Raw genomic sequence first — 20,088 nt, forward strand, 5'->3', positions numbered from 1 at the left:
TTTACTACTATTCTGCGTTTGACGGGCAGTCGTTGCTCCGTTAGTCGCAAATTTACTACTATTCTGCGTTTGACGGGCAGCCGTTGCTCCGTTAGTCTGCAGCGAACTATTGAGCGTAGATTATGGAGTACTGCTCGCTGTAGTTCACTATAGAGGTGTCAACTCGTTGGAGTCGGCTTGGCAACTGCAGAAAAGACGGCCTCCCTGTTTCTAAGTCGGGAGACCGTCTGCAGCAAAGCATTATTTGCGGCCGATGGTACGCAAGGCCGCAAGCAGCCGGGCGAGCTCGTCCGCTGCCGGGAGCTGCGTCCAAGCGGCGCCGTAGCGAGCCTGCTCGTCGAGCCGGACGAACTCGGCGACGAGCCCGGCGGTTTCCGGCGGCAGTTGCAGCGCCGCCGCGTATTCGCGCGTGGTCCGCGCCGCTTGCCGCGGTCCCAAGCGCTCCTGCAGCTCGCGCCACACTTGGTCCGCGAGCGCCAGGAATTGGCCGCGGGCCGCGAGATGCCGGCCCGCGCTGAGCGCGCTGCCGTACTGCCGCAGCGCGCCCGCGAACGCGTCGCGTTCGCGCCTGCGCCACGCCGCCGCTGCCCACGCGGCAGCGGCGATGGCGCCCGCGGCCAGCCCGGCCACGGCCCATGGCCTGGCCGCGGCTGCGCCGGCGGCGCCGTGCGCGAGGGCGATGCCCCCTCGCGCGGCGGACTCGGCGGCCCGCACCGCGGCCGCCTGCAACATCGCTGCGCGCCCGGCCAAGCTCTGGGCGCGCGCAGCCTCGCCCGCAGCTGCAGCAGACCCTGCAGCTGCGGCAAGCTCGCGTCCCGCCCCGCCAGCGGCTTCGCCTTGGCCGAGCGCGCCGCTTCCCTCATCGGCGGCGGCCAAGCTCGCCACCGTAATGCCCGGCGTCGGGTCGAACGGCACCCAGCCGACGCCGTCAAAATAAACCTCCACCCAAGCGTGCGCATCGCTCGCCCGCACGGTGTACAACTGCTCGCCTCCGCTGCCGGTCGTCGGCTGGCCCTGGGCGAAGCCCTTCACATACCGGGCAGGAATGCCCTCTGCCCGCAGCATCACGACCATGGCGGTTGCAAAATGGACGCAATAGCCCTGTTTTTGCTCGAACAGAAAGTCATCGACGAAGTCCGCGCCGTCCGCAGGTACGGCCGAGTTGCTCCGCGAATACGTGTAGCTGGACTTCAAGAACGATTCGATCGCCTTGACCGTATCGTAGCGCACGCCTTGACCGCCCTCGGCGGCGTAATCCGCCAGTTCCCTCACCCGCTCGGGAAGCGTGTCCGGCAGCTCCGTATACGCTTGCTTGATCCCCTCCGGATCGCTGTTCCTGCCCGCTTCCCGCAGCAATTCCGGATCTTCGTCAGGCATCCGGGTCAGCACCGTGTAGGAATCCACGACAGCCGCATTCGTCGGCGCATAAATCGAGCCGGAGGCAGGATCCTTCCGGTAGCTCTCGAACGACTCGCCCGTCCCATACTCCGCCATGGACAGAATCGTTGCATCCGCGCCAGCGGTCAAGAGCGGCCAGCCCGCCTGCGGCTGAAGCGCCGTTACCGTATGTTCGAGCATATGGCCGGCAGCCGTGCCAACGGCAGAGGATCCCTGTGCCGATTCGGTTCGCGCCTGACGCTCCAGTGGCTCCTGCGTCAACGTCACCTGCTCTGTAGCTTGCGCTAACGTCTCCGTCAGCTCGCCTTGCTCCTGAACCGCCTGCGACTGAGCCAATCCGGCTTGACCCGCTGAGCCAGCCTCAGCTTTGCCAGCCGCTAACAACTGCTGCTCAACGAACACAGCACGATCCTCAGCAGTCATGCTACCGTAGACGGCCGATGCCATCACGGAATCAGCTGCAGCCGAACCTGCGCCGATAACCGAGGCCCCGCTTGTACCACTCTCACCGATTAAAATACTTTCATCGTTTGAAACGCCTGCATCCTTCACGTCGCCCATTGAACCGCTGTTAACGCCTGCACTGTTCACACGGTTCACGTCGTCCAACCCGCTCCCCTGCACCAGCAACGGCTCACCACCGCCAATACCGGCCGCTTCCGCCGAAGCCGTAATCGGAGGCGAATCGCCAACCTCCAGCACTTCCAGCGACTGCATCTCGGGGAGCCAGCCGCGGCCGTCGTAACGGCTCTTGCTTTCGCCCCGCAAGTAGATCGGTTCGTCCGACTTCACCGTGAACAGCAATGACTGCTTGGTCTTGATCGGCGCGCCCAGCTCCGTATCGTCGAACCCGTACCCGACCCAGCTGTATGTCCCGGCAGATCGTCCTTGAGGTTCCCGAATTGCCGCCAGGCTGCGTTCGCGGATCGCCGTCGTGACCGACTCCTGCGTCACATGCGTCTGCACCCACGCGACGGCCTCCGTCGCCCAAGGCGCGGCCGCGTTCGCGGACGGCTTGCCAATCCCCGCGATTAGCCCGGCCGCCAGCAGCATCACGGTCATACCGCCTGCTGCCATCCACCAGGTCAGCGACCAACCCGCAGCGCCGCGCGTGCTTGTGACGCTACCCGAGCCTTGCCCGCTTGAACTGCCCGATCCGCCTGCGAGCGGAACGTCGAATAAGCGCTCCAGCCGGGGCGCGAGCAGCAGACCTGTCAGCAGCAGTCCTTCGGCGATAGCCCGTAATACGCCGGCGTACACAGCAACTCCGAGGAAGCTATGCAGCACGAGCAAATAGAGCACCGTCAAGCCCGTAATGCCGAGCCCCCATTGCCGCAGCCAGACGAGCGACTGAACGGCGGAAGCCATCATCCCGAGCCCCGCGAGGAGGAGCAGCGTGCGAGTCTCGCCGCTTAGCATGAGGACGCCTCTCGCTATGCCTTGCGCATCGCTGCGTACCGCCTCCGCAATCCGGATGACTGCACCTAGGAGCGAGCCGGAATCTCCGCTGTAGATCAGGCTGACCGATAGCAGCGTAATAACACTGCTGAGCAGGAGCGATACCCCGACAGGCGGTACGATCATGCCGACAGCGAGAAAGCCCCCAACCGCAGCGATGATCGGTCCGATCCGGTACAGCTCCGTATACCCGCTCAGCTGCTGCAACGGCAGCAGCCATTCGACGATGAGGCCGAACAACAGCAGCGAGGTCAGCAGCCGCCTAGCGCGGGGTACGAAGAAATTGAGTCCTTCCTTGTCTGCGCCTTTCGCGGCCTTGACTTTATTCGGGACAGTCCCCGCCTTTGCCGTTCCGACCTGGGGACTAGCCGCCTTGTCCGCACCCATCATGCCTTTGTCATTCATAGCCGAATTCCCTGCGTCTGTGCCCTGATCCTGCATCGCCGCTACTGTTTCCCCCGGTCCGCTCGTCCGTTGCTCAGGCGTATCCATCTGCCTCACTCCCTTCCTCGATCTGTACCGAAGGCTTGGCGCTGTACAGCGGCGTCAGCATCAAGAGCGACAGCTTACAACCGCTGCCTTGCAGCACATGCTGCCACTTCTCCTCCTGCTGCCCGGCTGTCGCGCCCTCCCGACTGACCCCCAGCCACAGGTGAAAAACACCTCCGCGCGCCTGTACCATTCTGGCCAACCGCGCTATTCGTTCCCGTTCGTCGCCCTTCGGACCTTCCGGACGCTTCCTGGGGCCACGCTTCTCGAGCTTGGCCGCTGCCGTTCTCCGTGCGCGCGCAGACAAGCCGGGAAGGGCAGCCGGCACTTCTGCTTCCGTCTCCCCCGTCACGCAAATGACGTCCGCTCCCCGAGGCAGACGCGACAGCTCCGTCCCGGCCCATTCCAGCTCGCTCGATCGAGCCGTGCGGAGGCGGGCCAGTTGATGCTCCGCTTGCCGGAGTCCCGCTTCGTCTCCGGCACGCAGCCGGTACTTCCTGCCGCCTGCCAGCAGCGTAACGCCTCTCCCCGACCGTACGCCGTATCGCATCGCAAGCGCCGTCCGTCCTACGGCCGCGTCGAACTGACGCCCATCCCCTTCGTAAGCTCGGCTCGATACATCGAGCAGCAGCACGATATCGCCGGGCGGTTCCGGACTGCCGATTCTCGTCTGCATTCCTAGCCCTCGCGCCATCGCCCGCCAGCTAATAAGCCGCAGCGGATCGCCCGGGATGTAGCCCCGCGTCTCGCTGCTTGCGCCCGGCTGCAGCTGCACGGCGCGGACTGGCTGGAGGGCTGTCAGATCGTTGCCGGCAACCGCTTGCGCGCCCGTCTGCCGAATGGCAGCAAGCGCGCCAGGCAATGCCTTAACTTTCTCCCCCCGCGGCGCATCCGGCAGGATGGTTACGCGCCCGGGGCAAGCGATCTGGAACGAACGGACCGTCATACCGAGCCAATCCCCGCATACAACCGTGAGCGGACCAAATTCCATTTCGCCTCGATGCACGCCTTGGACGGAATAGCGTATCGCATGAGATCTGCGCAACCCCGGTATATAAACTGCCGTGGCTTCGATCCGCTCCTGCCTGCGCTCGGCTCCCGGATCGCGAAGCGTTTCCTTCACCGTCACCCACATGAACGGCATCGGCAAGCTGGTCCGAATCGACAGCTTAACCGTCAGCGTGCCCCCGTCATACAGACCTGTCTCTTCAAATTCGCGATGCGCCTCGACCCGGCCGACTGCCAGATACGGTACGATCCAGACAAGGCAGCCCGCGGCGGCCGATGCGCCGAGCAGCAGCCATTCCACGGCACCGCCGCGCGCCTGCACGGCGGCCGCCGCAATCGCAATGAAGCCGAGCAGCGCCAATCTGGCCGCATGTCGGCTGCGAGGACGCGCTTCCGGCTGAGCGGCCAGCGGCTGACGCGACCCGCTAGCCGATGCTTTCATCTCCGTTCGTCCTGATCTTCGCTTCGGCTCCTGAATAGGCACACCCGTGTCCGGCTTGCCGCCCACCCGCTTGCGCGCCTTTCTTGCCTGCTTGCCCGTTCCCGCCGGACTTCCATTCGGCTCCCATACTACAGGTCCATCCGTCTGCCACACATGATGGGCCGCCCCGTTCCGTTCCGCGTCAGCCCCATTCCCCGCCAAAGCCGTTTCGCGATCCGATGGCATGCTCATCTTCGGCGCCCGCTTTCCTGATTCGGCGCGGGAATCGGCACTTCGCCGATAATTCTCCCAAGCACGGACTGCGCGCTGACTCCGTTCATGCGGACTTCATCCTTCAGCACAAAACGATGCGCGAGCACGGCTTCTGCCGTCTGCTTCAGATCATCGGGCAGTACGAATCTTCTGCCCTCCATATAGGCGGTCGCCTGCGCGGCGCGCACCCAATCCCGCGAAGCGCGCGGACTTGCGCCGAGCGCAAGCTCAGGGGCGCGCCTGGTCGCACCGGCAATATGCACCGCATAAGCGAGCAGCGCCGGGTGAACGTGCACGGACTGCGCGTCCCGCTGCATGCGCAGCCATTCCTCCGGAATGATGACCGGCCGCAGTTGTTCGGGCGCCAAGCGCGGCGGGGAATTCTCCAGCATTTGAATCTCGTACTCCGCCTCCGGATAGCCGATCGACAGCCGCATCAGAAAACGGTCCAGCTGCGCCTCGGGCAGCGGATACGTGCCGTCGTCGCGCAACGGATTCTGCGTGGCCAGCAGCATGAATGGCGATGGCAGGCGCATCGTCTCGCCGTCTGCCGTAATGCTGCGCTCCTCCATCGCCTCGAGCAGCGCCGATTGCGTGCGCGGCGGCGTCCGGTTGATCTCGTCGGCCAGCACCATATTCGCCATGAGCGGCCCTTGGCGGAACACAAGCTCGCCCCGCTTGCCGTCCCACACGAGTCCGCCGACGACATCGGCCGGCAGCATATCCGCCGTGAATTGAATGCGCCGGAATTCGCCGCCCATGACGCGCGAGATCGCCCGGGCCAGCATCGTCTTGCCGACGCCCGGCACATCCTCGAGCAGCACATGGCCGCCGGCGAGCAGCGCGGCGAACGTTTTGGCGACGACGTCGCTTTTGCCGAGCAGCACGGTGTTCACCCTGCTCATCATGAGCCGGAGCAGCTGCCCGGAGGCTTCCGGCCAGTTATCGGTCTCTCTATCTTCGTTAAGTTGGAACGACTCGGTATCTTTCTTCCACGGCTGCGGTATCATACTTAACCCACATCCCTTTCTATGATCCATCCTGATATCTACCAGTTTCGCCAAGTTCGGCTCTATTTACACCTGCTAGATTCGTCAGAATGCAAGGCGGGATGGCTGTCGCATACGAAAAAGACCGCTCCTGGCGTATAACGAGGGCTGCCTAATCTAGCACAGCCTCCGCTTCCGAAGGAACGGTCCTATGTAACCTCTATGAAAATCAGTTCGCGCATGCCGTGCGAAGGACCTCTTCGACATGGCCCTTCACCCGGATATTGCGCCACTCCTGTACGAGTTTGCCCTTCTCGTTGATCAAGAACGTCGAACGGACAAGGCCCATATATTCGCGCCCGTACAGCTTCTTCAGCTGCCAAACGCCGTACAGCTCGCACACCTTATGCTCGGTGTCCGCGAGCAGCTCGAACGGCAGATTGTATTTGGCCGCGAAGCGCTCATGCGTCTGCGCCGTATCGATGCTGATGCCGAGGACGACGGTATTGCAGCCGCTGAAGTCCTCGCTCGCATCGCGAAAATCGCACGCCTCCTGCGTGCATGCCGTCGTCAGGTCCTTCGGGTAGAAGAACAAGACGACCTTTTTGCCTAGATAATCACTCAGCGTCACTTCGCGCCCGCCAGTCGTCGGCAGGGTGAAGTTCGGCGCTTTTTTGCCGACAACCGCTTTTGCCTTAACTCCCATGATGTTGCTTCTCCTTCCGTTCTTGCCCGCTGGCAAGCCTAACGCGATTAATAACTAATGCTGTTAGGAGCCTGCCCCGCGGTAACGCGTAATGCCCCGGTTCCAGATCGTCAGCCCGATCGCCAGCACGATAACGCCGACGAGCGGTGTATACAGCGCGAGCGTCGACAGGCCGTCCTCATTCCGGTCAAGGAAATACGACGCCGGTATGACGCCGACGAACGCGAACGGCAAGATCCACGTCAGCAGGAACCGGATCGCCTTGTTATAGATATTGATCGGATAACGGCCGTAGCCTTGAATGTTGTACATGAGCGGCAGAATGCCCGTCGGCGCGTCCGAATAGAACGAGATCGCCGTGAGCGCCGTGTACAGCCCCGCATAGATGAGCACCGCCCCGATGACGAAGACGATCAGCATGACGATGTCCAGCATCTCGAAAGGCAGGCCGAGCTGCGACCAGCTGATGCCCATAATGATCAGCCCGACCACCGACCCAATCATGGAAGGCGGGTCGATATTCTCGAGCAGAATCTGATAGAGGTTGTAGGCCGGACGAGTCAGCACCCGGTCCATCTCCCCTTTGACGATATAGCGCTCCGAGAAATTCCACAGATTGAAGAACGTCGTGAACAATCCGTACGGCACCATGAAAAATCCGTAGACGAACACGACCTCGGATTCCGACCACCCGCCGAGCGTCGGCGTGTGCTGGAAGACGATCAAGATGAAAATCAGGTTGAGTCCTTGGAACATCAGGTCCGAGATCACTTCGAGCCAGAAATCTGCCCGGTAGGTGAGTCTAGTTTTCGCATAATTCTTCATATATTCCCATAGCAGGGTCACATAGAACATCGCTCGCTTAACCTCCTTGCACGAACAAGCGCGTCCGTGCCATACGCCAGATCCACAGGATCGGGATGATCAGCACAAGGAACCACAGCACCTGCAGGCCGAGGACGTGCAGCGCTTCGCTTCCGGCCGTCCGCCCGGTGAAGACGGAGCTGGGCAGGTACGTGATCGCTTGGAACGGCAGCCATTTCATGACGACCGCAAGCCAACCCGGGAACAGCGAGATCGGCACGACCACGCCAGTGAACAGGTCGACGAGCACCCGTTTCATGCGCAGCATCCCTTCATTATTCTCGACGAAGAAGGCGAACAGTCCTGCGAGCATGTTGATCTGGGAATTGATCAGGAAGCTGAACACCAGCATGACGAGGTACAGCGCCCACACGCCCGGATCGGTCGGCAGCTTCACCGGGAACAAGAGACAAACGAGTATCATGCCCGGCACCATGAACAGCAGCAGGCGGAAGATCCCTTCGCCGAAGCCCTGCATCATTTTGACCATGAGATAGGAATAAGGCCGGATGAATTGGATCGCCACGCTGCCGTCGCGAATTTCATTGGCAATTTCCCGGTCCAGGTTGTTGAAATAAAACGCGCGCGCCATCCAGGAGACCGCCACGTACGTCGTCATCTGCGCGAGCGTGAATCCGCCCAGCGTCGTCTGATCGTTGTAGATCGCCTGCCACAGAAAATAATAAGCCCCGATGTTGAGCGCATAGATCAGAATGCCGCTGTAATAGTTCACCCGGTACGCCAGCATCATGATGAACCGGATCCGAATGAGGTCGAGATACGCGCTACCCATGCTTCACCGGCTCCTTCTCGCCCGCCGCCTGCTCTGCTTCTTGCGCTTGCTCTGCCGCGCCTTCAGTTACTGAGCCTGACGCATCCGGGGCTGCCAGCTTCTCCGTCGCTTCCTTCGAAGCCGAACCGGACTGGTAAATTTCGCGGACGATCTCGTCCGTATTCGTCTCGACGATCTTGATGTCGCGAATGTCCGAGCCGCCGCCGACTACGCGGGACAGCGCGTCGGAGACATTGACGGCGTGCGGGAGCCACATCGTCGCGGTCAACTCGTTGTCGACCGACCAAGCGACGCCCTCCAGCCCTTCCGTACGCTTGTGCAGCTGCGCCAGATCCGGCTGCTCGCCGAATTGGAAGTGGATCTCGCGGCCTTTGCTCCAGCGCGACTTGAGCTCTTCAAGCCCGCCGTCATAGATGATGCGTCCGTCATCCAGCATAATGACGCGCGAACAGAGCGCTTCGATATCCTGCAGGTCATGCGTCGTGAGCAGAATCGTCGTGCCGTGCTCCCGGTTCATTTGCTTCAGGAAGTCGCGGATCTCGGTCTTCACGACGATATCGAGTCCGATCGTCGGCTCGTCGAGGAATAGAATCGACGGGTTGTGCAGCAGCGAAGCCACCAGCTCGCACCGCATCCGCTGCCCCAAGCTTAGCTTGCGCACGGGACGATTCAGCAGCTCGGACAGCTGCAGCCGTTCCACCAGCTCATCGAGACGCTTGCGATAGTCGCTCTCCGGCACGCGATACACTTTGCGCAGCAGATTGAACGACTCGATCACGCCGATGTCCCACCATAACTGGCTGCGTTGGCCGAAGACGACGCCGATGCCGCGCACGAATTTTTCTCTTTCTTTATGGGGGACGAAGCCGTTGACGTGGATCTTGCCGGATGTCGGCACCAAGATGCCGGTGAGCATCTTGATCGTCGTCGACTTGCCGGCGCCATTCTCGCCGATATAGCCGCATATCTCCCCTTGAGGGATTTGGAATGAAATGTCTTTGACCGCTCGGACCTGATTGTATTCCCGCTTGAACAGATCTTTCAGCGCGCCGCCGAGCCCTTCACGGTTCTTCTGCACTTGAAATTCTTTGCGCAGATCTTGCACATCGATTGCCAGCATGCTCCTTGGATCTTCCTTCCTTAACGTTTCGACATTTCCTGGGAAATATCTACCGTATTCGTTTCTAGTAGATAAAACTTGATTCCGAATGTCGTTGCATTCTATAATTTTATGATATGTAATACTACAATAGATTTAAGTATGCGTAAATGTCACGGCTCCCGATACACTTATCGAAGGATTGGAGTGGTAAAAGCAACATGTCTCGTGTTGAAGAGCGTAAAGCAAAGAAAGCGGCGAATAAGAAGCGCAAGCCATGGAAATGGGCTGGGTACAGCGTCGGTCTTATCCTATTGGTCATTATTGGATTTTTCGGCTATCAAGCTTACGGCGTCGTCGAAGGGCTTGATGGTTTAAGCGATAACGGCAGCAAAATCCCTACGCAGCAATTCGAGGAAGACGAGACGCTTAAGCCCGAGGAATGGGAAGGCACAGAACGCGTCAACATTCTGCTCATGGGCGGCGACAACCGCGGACTGGATGAGAACGACCAGGCACGTTCGGACTCCATGCTCGTTGCTTCCGTCGATCCGGTGACGAAGAAGGCGCATATTTTCTCCGTGCTGCGTGACACGTATGTGCCGATTGAAGGCCATGGCGAAGGTCGTATCAATACCGCAATGGCGCTGGGCGGCCCGAACTTGGCGATGAAGACGATCGGCGACCTGCTCGGCCTCAATATTCAATATTATGTCTATACCGATTTCGAAGGATTCAAGTCGCTGGTCGATGCGATCGGCGGAATTCAGAACTTCGAAGTCGAGAAGAATATGAACTACGTCGATAATGCCGACGGCAACCGCTACGATATTCATCTGAAGAAAGGCGTTCAAGATCTTGATGGCGAGCATGCACTCATGTACGTACGCTTCCGTCATGACGCGATGAGCGATTTCACCCGTACCGAGCGCCAGCGCAAGCTGCTGTCCGCCGTTGCCGACAAGATGAAGTCTGGCTGGACGATTTTCAAGATGAAAGATGTTCTTGAGAGCGTCTCGCCTTACATTAAGACGAACCTGGAATTATCCGATATGTTCAAGCTCGCGCAGCTGGGTCTTGGCACTTCGATTGCCGGCCAAGCGCAAGTCCCTCCGATGGACCTGATCGGCGACCGCAAAGTGAGCGGCGCTTCCGTCCTCTCCGTACGCGACGAGGATGCCTTGCTCCAATTCGTTCAAGATGAGTTGGCAAAAGACGTCAATGCTCCGGCTGTCACCGAGACCGACGGCACAACGGGCACGGACGGTACAACGACGAATACGGAATCTACGACAAGCGAGTAAAAATGAGAGCGAACCTGGCGTCCCTGACGCGTAGGTTCGCTCTTTTTAGTATGACCGCCTGGGGCGGGTTTGCGTCAGCACTTTTCGTTTGCGGCCGGAATGAGGTACACTGATTAAGTTCAAATAGCGTCAATTCCGGACGTTAGTTATAAGGAGGCTATTCCATGTCTTTCATACATACCCGCTCCGAGCAGCTTTATACCGAAGCGCTCGAACATATTGTCGGCGGCGTCAACAGTCCCTCCCGTTCGTTCAAAGCGGTCGGCGGCGGCGCGCCCGTCTTCATGAAACGCGCGCAAGGCGCGTATTTCTACGATGTGGACGATAACCGTTACATCGATTATTTGTGTGCGTACGGTCCGATCATCACCGGGCACGCTCACCCGCACATTACATCCGCTATTACCCGCGCTGCCGAGAACGGCACGCTCTACGGGGCGCCGACCGAGCTGGAGATTATTCTTGCCCGCAAACTGAAGGCCGCCATTCCTTCGCTGGACAAGGTTCGCTTCGTGAACTCCGGCACGGAAGCGGTCATGACGACGATCCGCGTCGCTCGCGCCTACACCGGCCGCAACAAAATCATCAAGTTCGCCGGCTGCTACCACGGCCACTCCGATCTCGTCCTCGTCGCGGCAGGCTCCGGCCCGTCCACGCTCGGCATTCCGGACAGCGCGGGCATCCCGCCGAGCATCGCGCAGGAAGTCATCACGGTACCGTTCAACGACCTCGACGGCTTGAAGCAGGCGCTCGAGCGTTGGGGCGATGAAATCGCGGCCGTCATGGTCGAGCCGATCGTCGGCAACTTCGGCATGGTTATGCCTGCTCCCGGCTTCCTCGAAGGCTTGTGCAAGATGACCCGCGACGCCGGCGCGCTCGTCATCTACGACGAAGTCATCACCGGTTTCCGTTTCCACTATGGCTTGGCGCAGACGTACGACGTGTTCCCGGACAAGGCTGCCATCGAGCCGGACTTGACGGCGCTGGGCAAAATCATCGGCGGCGGTCTGCCGATCGGCGCCTACGGCGGCCGCAAAGAAATCATGGAGCAAGTCGCTCCGCTCGGACCGGCTTATCAGGCCGGCACGATGGCGGGCAATCCGATCTCCATCTCCTCGGGCATCGCTTGCCTCGAGGTGCTCGAACAACCGGGCGTATATGAGACAATGGATGCGCTGGCCGCAACCTTAGCAGGGGCGATCAAGGAATCGGCTGACCGCCACGGCGTGCCGCTGACGGTGAACCGCATCCGCGGCTCGTTCTCGACCCACTTCTGCTCGCATCCGGTCACCAACTACGATGAAGCGCAAGATACGGACGGCGAGCAATTCGCCCGCTTCTTCCGACTCATGCTCGAGCAAGGCATCTGCCTGGCGCCATCTAAGTATGAAGCATGGTTCCTGACGACGGCGCATACGGAAGCGGATATTGCGGAGACGATTGAAGCGGCGGAGATTGCTTTCAAAGCAATGGCAAGATAACCCCCACCCCCTTAGGGGAGTTTAGGGCCGCTGCCCTTAGACCCGCCTTGTGCTCCGCTTCGCGGAGGGATTTTAGGGCTAACGCCCTCTGTAAACCGTTTTTGCTGCCTCCCCCTTCCCCCTCCAACGGAGGAGAACCAGAGGGCCCCGTCCCTCTGGACACCGGGAATTGGCGTGACTCGGTATGCGGCCGTCTTCGATGTGTCCTTTCTCGATTAGCCCGCTTTTGTCCCTTGCACGGATGAGCTTGCCATCGAAGCAGGACAAAGCTCTGGGTTCGAGCTTCGTTCGCGGCTTTGATGCCTCGGGGAGAAAGCAAGTGGGGCTAGTTGACGGAGCACAGCGGATAGCTGACTCTCGCTCTTGTCGACCTCGTCGACAAAGCTTTTGGTTTTACCTCCCCCTTCCCCCTCCAACGGAGGAGAACCAGAGGGCCCCGTCCAGCTTATGCTTCCGATGTGAGTTTTCCCTTGGAAAACTCTGAGGACACCGGGAATTGGCGTGACTCGGTACGCGTCCGTCTTCGATGTGTCCTTTCTCGTTTAGCCCGCTTTTGTCCCTTCACAGATGAGCTTGCGATCGAAGCAGGACAAAGCTCCGGGTTCGAGCTTCGTTCGCGACTTTGATGCCTCGGGAGGAAGCAAGTCGGGCTAGTTGACGGAGCACAGCGGATAGTTGACTCTCGCTCTTGTCGACTTCGTCGACAAAGCTTTTATTCATGAAATTAATAAAACGAGGCCGTTAAGGAATTTGACGGCCTCGTTTTTTAGGAGGTAAATATCTAGATTATTCATTGTTGTCGTTTGGCCAAGGGTCGCCTTCGCTACGGCAAACCCAATCGAAATGCATGTCTGAGCCTAAGGGTTCCTTTGCCATCTTAACGCCATTCTTCACGATTTGGAGACCTTCTAGATTAATTTCGTCACCTAGATACACAAGCACGTCATGGATCCCCCCATCTCGAGCAGATTGAGTAATTATGGCAAACACTTCTTTTTGCTCAGGCGTTAGTTCACTCAAGATCTTGTTGAACTTCTCGTTCTCTGGGTCACCGTTCTTCGGCCAACCGTCCCCATTGATCCGGCTTGTATCTACGCATGGACGTAACCGGACTAGGTCGTCGATGAACGTTTTGTATAGTTCTACACTTTGTTGGTCCATGCAGATTTCTCCTTTGTTTCGTGTCGACCACCCTCGGTCTTATTCTACCTACTTATCCCCGCTTCTTCCTCCACCACACAACCAAACCCCATACCGCCATATACAGCGCAAATAAACCAATCACGGTCACCAAATACGACGTTAGCGTAAAGCTGACCCACATGGTCGTTGCACTACCTGACCCGTCTTCATGAATCACGTACGTCGTTGTGTCGTGATTGACCCACAGCATAAACAAGAGCGGCGCCATCGCCGAGACTATCAGGCCGCCCAGAATCGTTACAACCTTCTTCATCCGTATTTCTCCCATTCGTCCAACCTCTAAGCGTACAAAAAACCTGTCCGCAGGACAGGTTTTTCATGTTAAAGATTCATCGCATCAATGATTCAACCGCTTCAAGGTTCGCCCCATGAATGGAAGCTTACCCCGCGGCGTCCGCCTTCGCCAGCACACCCAAGAATTCCTCGTGGATATGGCCGTTCGTGGCGACGACGTTGCGCACGCCGATATCGTACAGGCTGCCCTTCGTATCCGTGACGTGCCCGCCGGATTCGGTGACGAGCAGCGATCCTGCTGCCAGGTCCCATGCGTTCAGGCCGAATTCCCAGAACCCGCTCAGTCGGCCGGAGGCGACATATGCCATATGTAACGCTGCCGAACCGCCGGAACGGATATTGCGCACCTCAGGCACCAATGCCTGCAGCCCCTTCATATTGAGCGGAAGCGCATAGGTCGGATCGGCCGGGAATCCGGTTGCGATCAGGCTGCATTTGAGCGTATCGTCCGGAGATACCGTCATCCGTTTGCCCCGCACGTACGCGCCTTTCCCTTTCTCCGCGACGAACAACTCATCGCGCATCGGATCGTACACGACGCCGACGATCACTTCGCCCTTATAGGCAAGCGCGATCGAGACGGAGAAGAACGGGAATCCGTGCACGAAATTCGTCGTGCCGTCCACCGGGTCGACGATCCACAAGTATTCCGCATCGCGTACGCTCTGAAGCGCCTTGGCCGATGCTTCAGGACCCGGCTCTACGCCTTCCTCGCCGAGGAAGGAATGGTCGGGAAAATGCGTCTGGATGAGGCTCTTGATCATTTTCTCCGAGCCCTTGTCGACTTCCGTTACGAGATCTTGCGCCGAATATTTCAACGATAGGCTTGTATGATTACCTAGTTTGGTCTTGATCCATTCTCCCGCTTTCGCGGCACAATTGATGGCCACCGCAGTAAAGCTCTTGCTACCCACGGCGGGCTGCTGCTGGTCGCTCACGGCCTACACACCACTTTCCTATGAGTTCAAAAGACTGGTAATGCCTTACTACTATACGCCGGCAGTATAGCAAAGTTTCGTCCATTCTTTGCCCGGCGCCCTTGCTACAAATGAATAATGCCTTCAATAATAAGCTGTCCGGCCAGGAGCACCAACGTGACCCGAAGCAGCCATAGCAAACCTTTGCCGCTCATGCGGCTGGCGATATATGCCCCGAGCTTACCGCCAATGTATGCGCCGGGTACGAGCATCAGCACAATCCACCAATTCGTCTCGCCAAGGTACGCATGTACGCCGCTGCCTAGAATCGAGGAGAGGAAGATGACGAACATACTCGTCGCCGTTGCCAGATGCGGCGGAAAACGAAACAGCAGCACCATGACCGGCACGAACAGGGATCCTCCCCCGATACCGAACAATCCGGATACGAGTCCGACGAGCGCCCCGACCGCAAGCGCCGGCGCGATCGCATAACCATAGGTATGGACCGTCCCATCCCCGTCGATGAACGTCCGTTCGATCGGCCATTGTTTGGTGATCGGCTTCATATAATCCCGGGCAACGAGAAGCGCTGCCATGAGCAGCATAAAAATACCGAATACGAGCTGGAACACGCCGTCCTTCAAGCTGGACGTCAGCGCCGAACCAACCATTGCCGCCGGTCCGCTGGTGATGAACAGCAGCCAGCCGCTTTTGAAATCGACCCTCTTTTTCTTCGCATACGATAAGGTAGAGGCTAGTGCAGTGACGATCAGCACGACAAGCGAAGTTCCAACAGCTGTCGCATGGTCAATCTCCGAGCCGGTCAGCTTCGTTCCGAGCAGCACGAGCGAGGGGACAATGATAATCCCGCCGCCGAGTCCGACGATACTGCCGAATACGGATGCCAACAGACCTAACAGGAGGAGCAGCGCAATCTCCAGCATGATGGGTTACGTCCTTTCGTCTCATGCACCACTCCATGATGGCATGGTTGCTTTCAATTTTACCCCAAGCAGGAGAACTCCGCCAGTCTCAAGGTGAACGTCTTATGACGCATGCAAAAGGACATGCGCTCCAGCCCCGCCAACGCTCCGGGGATGCCTGAGAGGCATGTCCTTCCCTATCCGCACGCGATAAAGAATGCTTAGAAGACCTCGATCGTGGCCCCGTCAATGATCCGGATCCGCTCGCCTGCAGCAGCCAACTGACGCATATCATCCATCAAGGTGATGAGGGCCGCGTCCTTGCGTTTGGCTTCGATCATGCAGTCGAGGCGAGGCGTCGAACCTGCGACCTCCTGGAGGAAACGCAGCACAGGTCCCGCTTCCACATTATCGGCATGGCCGCGCGGGTCCTTCTCGCTCTTCGGGCTCGAAATATGCAACTTCGGCGGCATAGGGTCGATGACGTCGCCTATAGCCGAGATATGCAATGGCCCGCTCCCGCCTCCGCTTCCACTGCCGGTGTGCAACCCGGAACTTCCGCTTGATACGGAGTCCGCCCCAGCGAGCACCCGTTCTGGGTGCTCCTGATGAACAAGCGGCTCGAGCTGCCACGAACGCAGAATGCGCGGCCATAGCTCACCGTACAGGTTGGCATCGGTCTCCCCGCCGTCATTGACGGCATGATGATGGATATCGAGCACCATCGGCACATTCACCGCTTCGGCGGCTTCGAGCGTCTCGCGGGCCGTGAACGTCTTGTCATCGTTCTCGAGCGTAATCCGGTTGCGCATTCGCTCAGGCAGCGCGTTGAACTGCTCGACGAAGCGAGCTCCGGCTTTCACTTTATCTCCGTACGCGCCGCCGACGTGGATATTGCACTTGGCCGTCTCCGGCAGCCCCATCGCCTCGAGCATGCGCAGATGGACCTCCATGTCTTGCTTCGACTTCTCCAGCACTTCCGGCCGCGGCGTACTGAACACGCAGAAGTGGTCCGGATGGAAGGAGACGCGCATCTCCTTCTCCTTCGCGAACTTCCCGATCGAGGCGAAACCGTCCGCAAGCGCCGGCCATGGCGACCAATCTGCCAATGCCTCATGCGTGAGCAGCGGAATGAGTTTCGAGGAGAAACGATACATCTTGATGTCGTGGGCTACCGCATGGCGTATAACCCGAAGCGTGTTGTGCAAGTTCTCTTCCGCGATTCTTTCCAGCTTGCGAATGGCCGCCTCACGATCGGCAAGCTTGGTGAAGCTTGCAAAGGTCATCGTTTTGGACGGCGAGGCGTTTTGCAGCAGCATGGTCATGGCGACGAAGCCGAAGCGGACGATCATGCGCCTTGCTCTCCGAAGAACATCTCGTAAGCAAGCGCGGTCTGAACGCGCGACTCTTCCTCATTCAGCTTGCGGACAAGCTCCATCTCCACCTCGGTCACTTCTTCGCCCTGGAAGTTGATCTCCGCGATCGAAGCCACGATCTTCACGATCGCGATCGCCTCATTCTGCGGCGTGTACGCAATGACCTTCTGGCCGGTCGGATAGACGCGGAACCCGCTTTTGACCATTTTGCCGCGGCCGTATTCGAGCAGCTCGTACAGTTCCTGCGCCGACTTGAATTTGCACACCGAATTGAACTCTGTTTGGAAACCCATCATAATTCCCTCCATTCCATTCATGAACCGGTATCTTGTTATGTAGTGCAACCGAAAGGCTCAACATGCAGCATGCCGCAGCTTCGCCTTCATATAAAGAGGCGACGGTAGTCCCGCCGCCGATACCTTCTTATTGTTTCTACGCTACCCCGTCATTATCCTGTTCCGCGGCTGGATGTTCCCGTGCGGCGGCAATAAGCGTATCTACCAGCTTCCCGTAACTGAAACCGACAGCCTCTCCTAATGCGGGATGCCACGTAACCGGCCCGAGCGGTACCGCAGGTTGGACATTCCGCACAACCAAGGTGCCATCGCGCTCACTCACGTCTATCTGAACGCGGAGCAGACCAAGCCCTCCGACAGCACGCGCGGCCTGCACGGCCAAGTTCCGAATCGTCTGGCCGACTTCCTTGGCGCTCACCGCCGCAACTTCCGTTATAGGGTTACCGGATCGGCCCGGATCCATGTCAACGGCGAAGTAGCTATTCGGCTCGCCGCAACCCATGACATCGACCGAGATTGATTGCGCTTCCACATATTCCTCCACGACGACGCTGCCGGCGAGCCGCAGCAGATAGTTAATCGCCGCCAGCAGCAGCCCACGGTTATGCACGATGATCTCCCGCTCCTGCTCACCTGCGCCCACCGAGGTGAGCATGCATGGATAGCCGACCGAGACTTCAATCTCCATGACGAAGAATCCGGGATCTTTCATCCACTGCGTCCGGTTAAAATGACGGAAGATCGGCTGCGGCAATCCCGCCTGCTCGAACAACTGCTTCATTCCGATCCGGTCTTCCGCCGGCAGCGCGCCGATCCATCCGGCACCGCTTACATAAGGAACGTCGGCTAACTCCGGCACACCTTGATGCGGATGGCCGTAATCGCCAGCCGAAGGAAGCAGCGAAAGCACGACATCGACCGGCTTGCAGCCTTCCTGCTTGTAGGCAGCCAGTTCGCACCAATTATGTCCCGCCAGACTGGGCAGGTTGCTGCCTGCCGGATTGCTGCCCGCCTGGAGCACGAGCTCCCATTCCTCTGCCGGCAGGCTAAGACAGGGGGCAGTAAACCACTGCCCCTCTTCGTTCATATAATAAGGCTTCAATTCATACCGATCGACATGAATAGCCCGTATGAATGTTATCGCGGCTTGAAGCGCTTGATCCTGAACCGCTGAGCGGCCCCCGTACACGAGTCCAACACGCACTTTTTCTCCCATCTGCTAATCCTCCGGTAACTAAGAATGATGCGCTTGTTCCTTCGAGCCAATACCTATCCGACCTTCCGCATACGCCCGTTAGGCTAGCCTGAACTCGTTTCCTTCCGGTTCTTACCCGCTGCAACGGTTTAAAACTCATCCGCCAGATGAAAAAAACGATACCTCGTCTGCTCGGTCCACGCGTAGGAATCTTTGTAATCCCAATACCTGTGGCGGCTCGGCACCGTATTGGCATTCACCAGCGGCATTCCTGACGAATCAAATGCCGTTACGACCGTGCTATGCTGGAATCGGCCGTCCCCGCTCCAGTCGTACAGAATAAGATCGCCGAGCGCGAGCTCCCCGGCACTCTCCACCACGGTCGCGCGAAGACCGCTGCGGCGCGAACCCGCCAGATAGCTCTGCAGCGCATTCGATACCGCCCAGCTGTAGCTCCACAATTCGCGCCCGCCGCTGCGGCCTTTGTACCACCAGCCCGTGTCGCGTCTGCCCGTGCTGTTCATCGGCGCTTGACCGGCGAACACGCATTGGGACACATAGTTCGTGCAATTGACCTCGAAATTCTCGTAAGCGGGATTCGCTTCGTTCCACCACCGGTCCGCGTAGGCGGCGGCCAGGTCGCGCCTGTAACGAATCCGCGAACGCGTCTGCCTGAACCCGGGCATCGCATCATAATTAATGAAGGGCATCGACACGTTCGGATACGGCTCGTCGATCAGCTGTTCCTCGCCCCCCCTCACAGCTAGCGGATCCCGGGTGTGATATCGCGGCCTGCGCTCGGACAGGCTTGGCTCAATGCGCGTAATGCGATACCGGCCATCCTCGGCGGTCAGCCATAACCGCTCGCGCTCGCTGCGTGCCTCCGAGTACGTGCGTCCCATCTGCTCAATCGTCCGCACGACGTGCAGTTTCAACATAACCGTCACTTCGGTTCCGGAGGAGGATTCATTCACCCGCTCCAGTTCCACCTTCGTCTCGCTCTTGCTGGGAATCGCGCCCCGCAGCAGCTCCGCTTCCTTCAGTCTTTGCAGCTTCTGGCCGAATCGGAGCAGATGGTCCTCATCCCGCACCAGGTCTTCGAAAGCGGGTGCGTACCGGTCGATCTCGGCTTGGTTGAACAGCATCACGTATTCATGGACGGCCGCCTTCCACCCCGTCAGCTTGTCGGCTGCCGGTTCCGTGCTCCCGCTGTCTCTGGCGGGTATAGGCGCAGCTTTCGCGCCGTTTCGTTTGACTGGCCTTCGTGCCTTGTTCCCTGTGCGCGGCATGACGATCCCTCCCTGCTTTTTTCGGCGAGCAAAGTTGGTTCATTATATGAGCATTCGGGCAAAATCATGAGGAATGTGTATCGCCTGTGAACGCCTTCCTAGCAATGTGCGCCAAATGCGCGGAAGCGTCTTTACGAATTGGAGCGGTCGAGTTATACTGATTGTAGTGATTTTGAAATCGAGTTTCGTTTGGTGAAACTAACAAGCTCGACGTTCGTAGTACCGTATGAAGCTCGCCACCGCGGCAGCCATATTTCGGTCGTTTTTTCATGACGATTAAGGGAGTTCTCCCGGCACAAGCATCAACTT

At 59.0% G+C, this 20,088-nt stretch carries 17 protein-coding genes; 2 read left to right on the top strand and 15 right to left on the bottom strand.

Annotation, left to right across the window (positions count from 1 at the left end; all coding sequences use genetic code 11):
* Positions 1–240: 240 nt before the first annotated feature.
* The 7 genes from FHS18_RS22915 to FHS18_RS22945 all read right to left on the bottom strand — a co-directional run bounded on the left by FHS18_RS22915 (position 241) and on the right by FHS18_RS22945 (position 9,519).
* Entirely contained in the window at positions 241–3,348 is a 3,108-nt protein-coding gene (locus FHS18_RS22915; protein ID WP_183602707.1) for a DUF4129 domain-containing transglutaminase family protein, read from the bottom strand.
* Positions 3,335–5,026, bottom strand: coding sequence for a DUF58 domain-containing protein (locus tag FHS18_RS22920; RefSeq protein WP_183602708.1), 1,692 nt, complete (start codon positions 5,024–5,026; stop codon positions 3,335–3,337). The genes FHS18_RS22915 and FHS18_RS22920 overlap by 14 nt, the downstream gene beginning before the upstream one ends.
* On the bottom strand, positions 5,023–6,057 hold the full coding sequence (locus FHS18_RS22925) for an AAA family ATPase (RefSeq protein ID WP_183602709.1): 1,035 nt from the start codon (positions 6,055–6,057) through the stop codon (positions 5,023–5,025). The genes FHS18_RS22920 and FHS18_RS22925 overlap by 4 nt, the downstream gene beginning before the upstream one ends.
* Before the next feature lie 208 nt (positions 6,058–6,265).
* Complete coding sequence (bcp, locus tag FHS18_RS22930) at positions 6,266–6,742, bottom strand: thioredoxin-dependent thiol peroxidase (protein WP_183602710.1); 477 nt, start codon at positions 6,740–6,742, stop codon at positions 6,266–6,268.
* Between the two features lie 63 nt (positions 6,743–6,805).
* On the bottom strand, positions 6,806–7,597 hold the full coding sequence (locus tag FHS18_RS22935; protein ID WP_183602711.1) for an ABC transporter permease: 792 nt from the start codon (positions 7,595–7,597) through the stop codon (positions 6,806–6,808).
* 7 nt (positions 7,598–7,604) lie between these two features.
* Complete coding sequence (locus FHS18_RS22940) at positions 7,605–8,399, bottom strand: ABC transporter permease (RefSeq protein ID WP_183602712.1); 795 nt, start codon at positions 8,397–8,399, stop codon at positions 7,605–7,607.
* Positions 8,392–9,519, bottom strand: a complete 1,128-nt coding sequence (locus FHS18_RS22945) for an ABC transporter ATP-binding protein (protein WP_183602713.1) — start codon at positions 9,517–9,519, stop codon at positions 8,392–8,394. Before FHS18_RS22945 ends, FHS18_RS22940 begins: the two co-directional genes overlap by 8 nt.
* Before the next feature lie 200 nt (positions 9,520–9,719).
* On the opposite strand from FHS18_RS22945, the gene FHS18_RS22950 reads away from it, so the two are divergent.
* Both FHS18_RS22950 and FHS18_RS22955 read left to right on the top strand, forming a co-directional pair.
* Positions 9,720–10,802: an LCP family protein gene (locus tag FHS18_RS22950; protein WP_183602714.1), complete on the top strand. Its 1,083-nt coding sequence runs from the start codon at positions 9,720–9,722 to the stop codon at positions 10,800–10,802.
* A gap of 164 nt (positions 10,803–10,966) precedes the next feature.
* Positions 10,967–12,283: a glutamate-1-semialdehyde 2,1-aminomutase gene (locus tag FHS18_RS22955; protein WP_183602715.1), complete on the top strand. Its 1,317-nt coding sequence runs from the start codon at positions 10,967–10,969 to the stop codon at positions 12,281–12,283.
* Positions 12,284–13,069: 786 nt separating this feature from the next.
* Here the strand turns inward: FHS18_RS22955 and FHS18_RS22960 are convergent.
* The 8 genes from FHS18_RS22960 to FHS18_RS22995 form a co-directional block, all read right to left on the bottom strand.
* The gene (locus FHS18_RS22960) at positions 13,070–13,444 is read right to left on the bottom strand and encodes a DUF6547 family protein (RefSeq protein WP_183602716.1); all 375 of its coding nucleotides are present in this window, start codon (positions 13,442–13,444) and stop codon (positions 13,070–13,072) included.
* A gap of 52 nt (positions 13,445–13,496) precedes the next feature.
* A complete protein-coding gene (locus FHS18_RS22965) occupies positions 13,497–13,739 on the bottom strand; it encodes a hypothetical protein (RefSeq protein WP_183602717.1) in 243 nt (80 codons plus the stop codon).
* 127 nt (positions 13,740–13,866) lie between these two features.
* Positions 13,867–14,718, bottom strand: a complete 852-nt coding sequence (locus FHS18_RS22970; protein WP_183602718.1) for an inositol monophosphatase family protein — start codon at positions 14,716–14,718, stop codon at positions 13,867–13,869.
* A gap of 104 nt (positions 14,719–14,822) precedes the next feature.
* Complete coding sequence (locus FHS18_RS22975) at positions 14,823–15,644, bottom strand: sulfite exporter TauE/SafE family protein (protein ID WP_183602719.1); 822 nt, start codon at positions 15,642–15,644, stop codon at positions 14,823–14,825.
* 200 nt (positions 15,645–15,844) lie between these two features.
* A complete protein-coding gene (uvsE, locus tag FHS18_RS22980) occupies positions 15,845–16,975 on the bottom strand; it encodes a UV DNA damage repair endonuclease UvsE (RefSeq protein WP_183602720.1) in 1,131 nt (376 codons plus the stop codon).
* Positions 16,972–17,292, bottom strand: a complete 321-nt coding sequence (locus FHS18_RS22985) for a hypothetical protein (protein WP_183602803.1) — start codon at positions 17,290–17,292, stop codon at positions 16,972–16,974. The genes uvsE and FHS18_RS22985 overlap by 4 nt, the downstream gene beginning before the upstream one ends.
* 139 nt (positions 17,293–17,431) lie before the next feature.
* On the bottom strand, positions 17,432–18,511 hold the full coding sequence (locus FHS18_RS22990) for a D-alanine--D-alanine ligase (protein WP_183602721.1): 1,080 nt from the start codon (positions 18,509–18,511) through the stop codon (positions 17,432–17,434).
* 128 nt (positions 18,512–18,639) lie between these two features.
* On the bottom strand, positions 18,640–19,779 hold the full coding sequence (locus tag FHS18_RS22995; protein WP_183602722.1) for an amidase domain-containing protein: 1,140 nt from the start codon (positions 19,777–19,779) through the stop codon (positions 18,640–18,642).
* Positions 19,780–20,088: the final 309 nt, after the last annotated feature.

The organism is Paenibacillus phyllosphaerae, assembly GCF_014192105.1.
GTDB lineage: Bacteria > Bacillota > Bacilli > Paenibacillales > Paenibacillaceae > Paenibacillus_Z > Paenibacillus_Z phyllosphaerae.

Excerpts from the sequence above, each read along its gene's own strand:
- FHS18_RS22915 (WP_183602707.1), bottom strand. The coding sequence starts at position 3,348 with ATGGATACGCCTGAGCAACGGACGAGCGGACCGGGGGAAACAGTAGCG.
- FHS18_RS22920 (WP_183602708.1), bottom strand. The coding sequence starts at position 5,026 with ATGAGCATGCCATCGGATCGCGAAACGGCTTTGGCGGGGAATGGGGCT.
- FHS18_RS22925 (WP_183602709.1), bottom strand. The coding sequence starts at position 6,057 with ATGATACCGCAGCCGTGGAAGAAAGATACCGAGTCGTTCCAACTTAAC.
- bcp (WP_183602710.1), bottom strand. The coding sequence starts at position 6,742 with ATGGGAGTTAAGGCAAAAGCGGTTGTCGGCAAAAAAGCGCCGAACTTC.
- FHS18_RS22935 (WP_183602711.1), bottom strand. The coding sequence starts at position 7,597 with ATGTTCTATGTGACCCTGCTATGGGAATATATGAAGAATTATGCGAAA.
- FHS18_RS22940 (WP_183602712.1), bottom strand. The coding sequence starts at position 8,399 with ATGGGTAGCGCGTATCTCGACCTCATTCGGATCCGGTTCATCATGATG.
- FHS18_RS22945 (WP_183602713.1), bottom strand. The coding sequence starts at position 9,519 with ATGCTGGCAATCGATGTGCAAGATCTGCGCAAAGAATTTCAAGTGCAG.
- FHS18_RS22950 (WP_183602714.1), top strand. The coding sequence starts at position 9,720 with ATGTCTCGTGTTGAAGAGCGTAAAGCAAAGAAAGCGGCGAATAAGAAG.
- FHS18_RS22955 (WP_183602715.1), top strand. The coding sequence starts at position 10,967 with ATGTCTTTCATACATACCCGCTCCGAGCAGCTTTATACCGAAGCGCTC.
- FHS18_RS22960 (WP_183602716.1), bottom strand. The coding sequence starts at position 13,444 with ATGGACCAACAAAGTGTAGAACTATACAAAACGTTCATCGACGACCTA.
- FHS18_RS22965 (WP_183602717.1), bottom strand. The coding sequence starts at position 13,739 with ATGAAGAAGGTTGTAACGATTCTGGGCGGCCTGATAGTCTCGGCGATG.
- FHS18_RS22975 (WP_183602719.1), bottom strand. The coding sequence starts at position 15,644 with ATGCTGGAGATTGCGCTGCTCCTCCTGTTAGGTCTGTTGGCATCCGTA.
- uvsE (WP_183602720.1), bottom strand. The coding sequence starts at position 16,975 with ATGATCGTCCGCTTCGGCTTCGTCGCCATGACCATGCTGCTGCAAAAC.
- FHS18_RS22985 (WP_183602803.1), bottom strand. The coding sequence starts at position 17,292 with ATGGGTTTCCAAACAGAGTTCAATTCGGTGTGCAAATTCAAGTCGGCG.
- FHS18_RS22990 (WP_183602721.1), bottom strand. The coding sequence starts at position 18,511 with ATGGGAGAAAAAGTGCGTGTTGGACTCGTGTACGGGGGCCGCTCAGCG.
- FHS18_RS22995 (WP_183602722.1), bottom strand. The coding sequence starts at position 19,779 with ATGCCGCGCACAGGGAACAAGGCACGAAGGCCAGTCAAACGAAACGGC.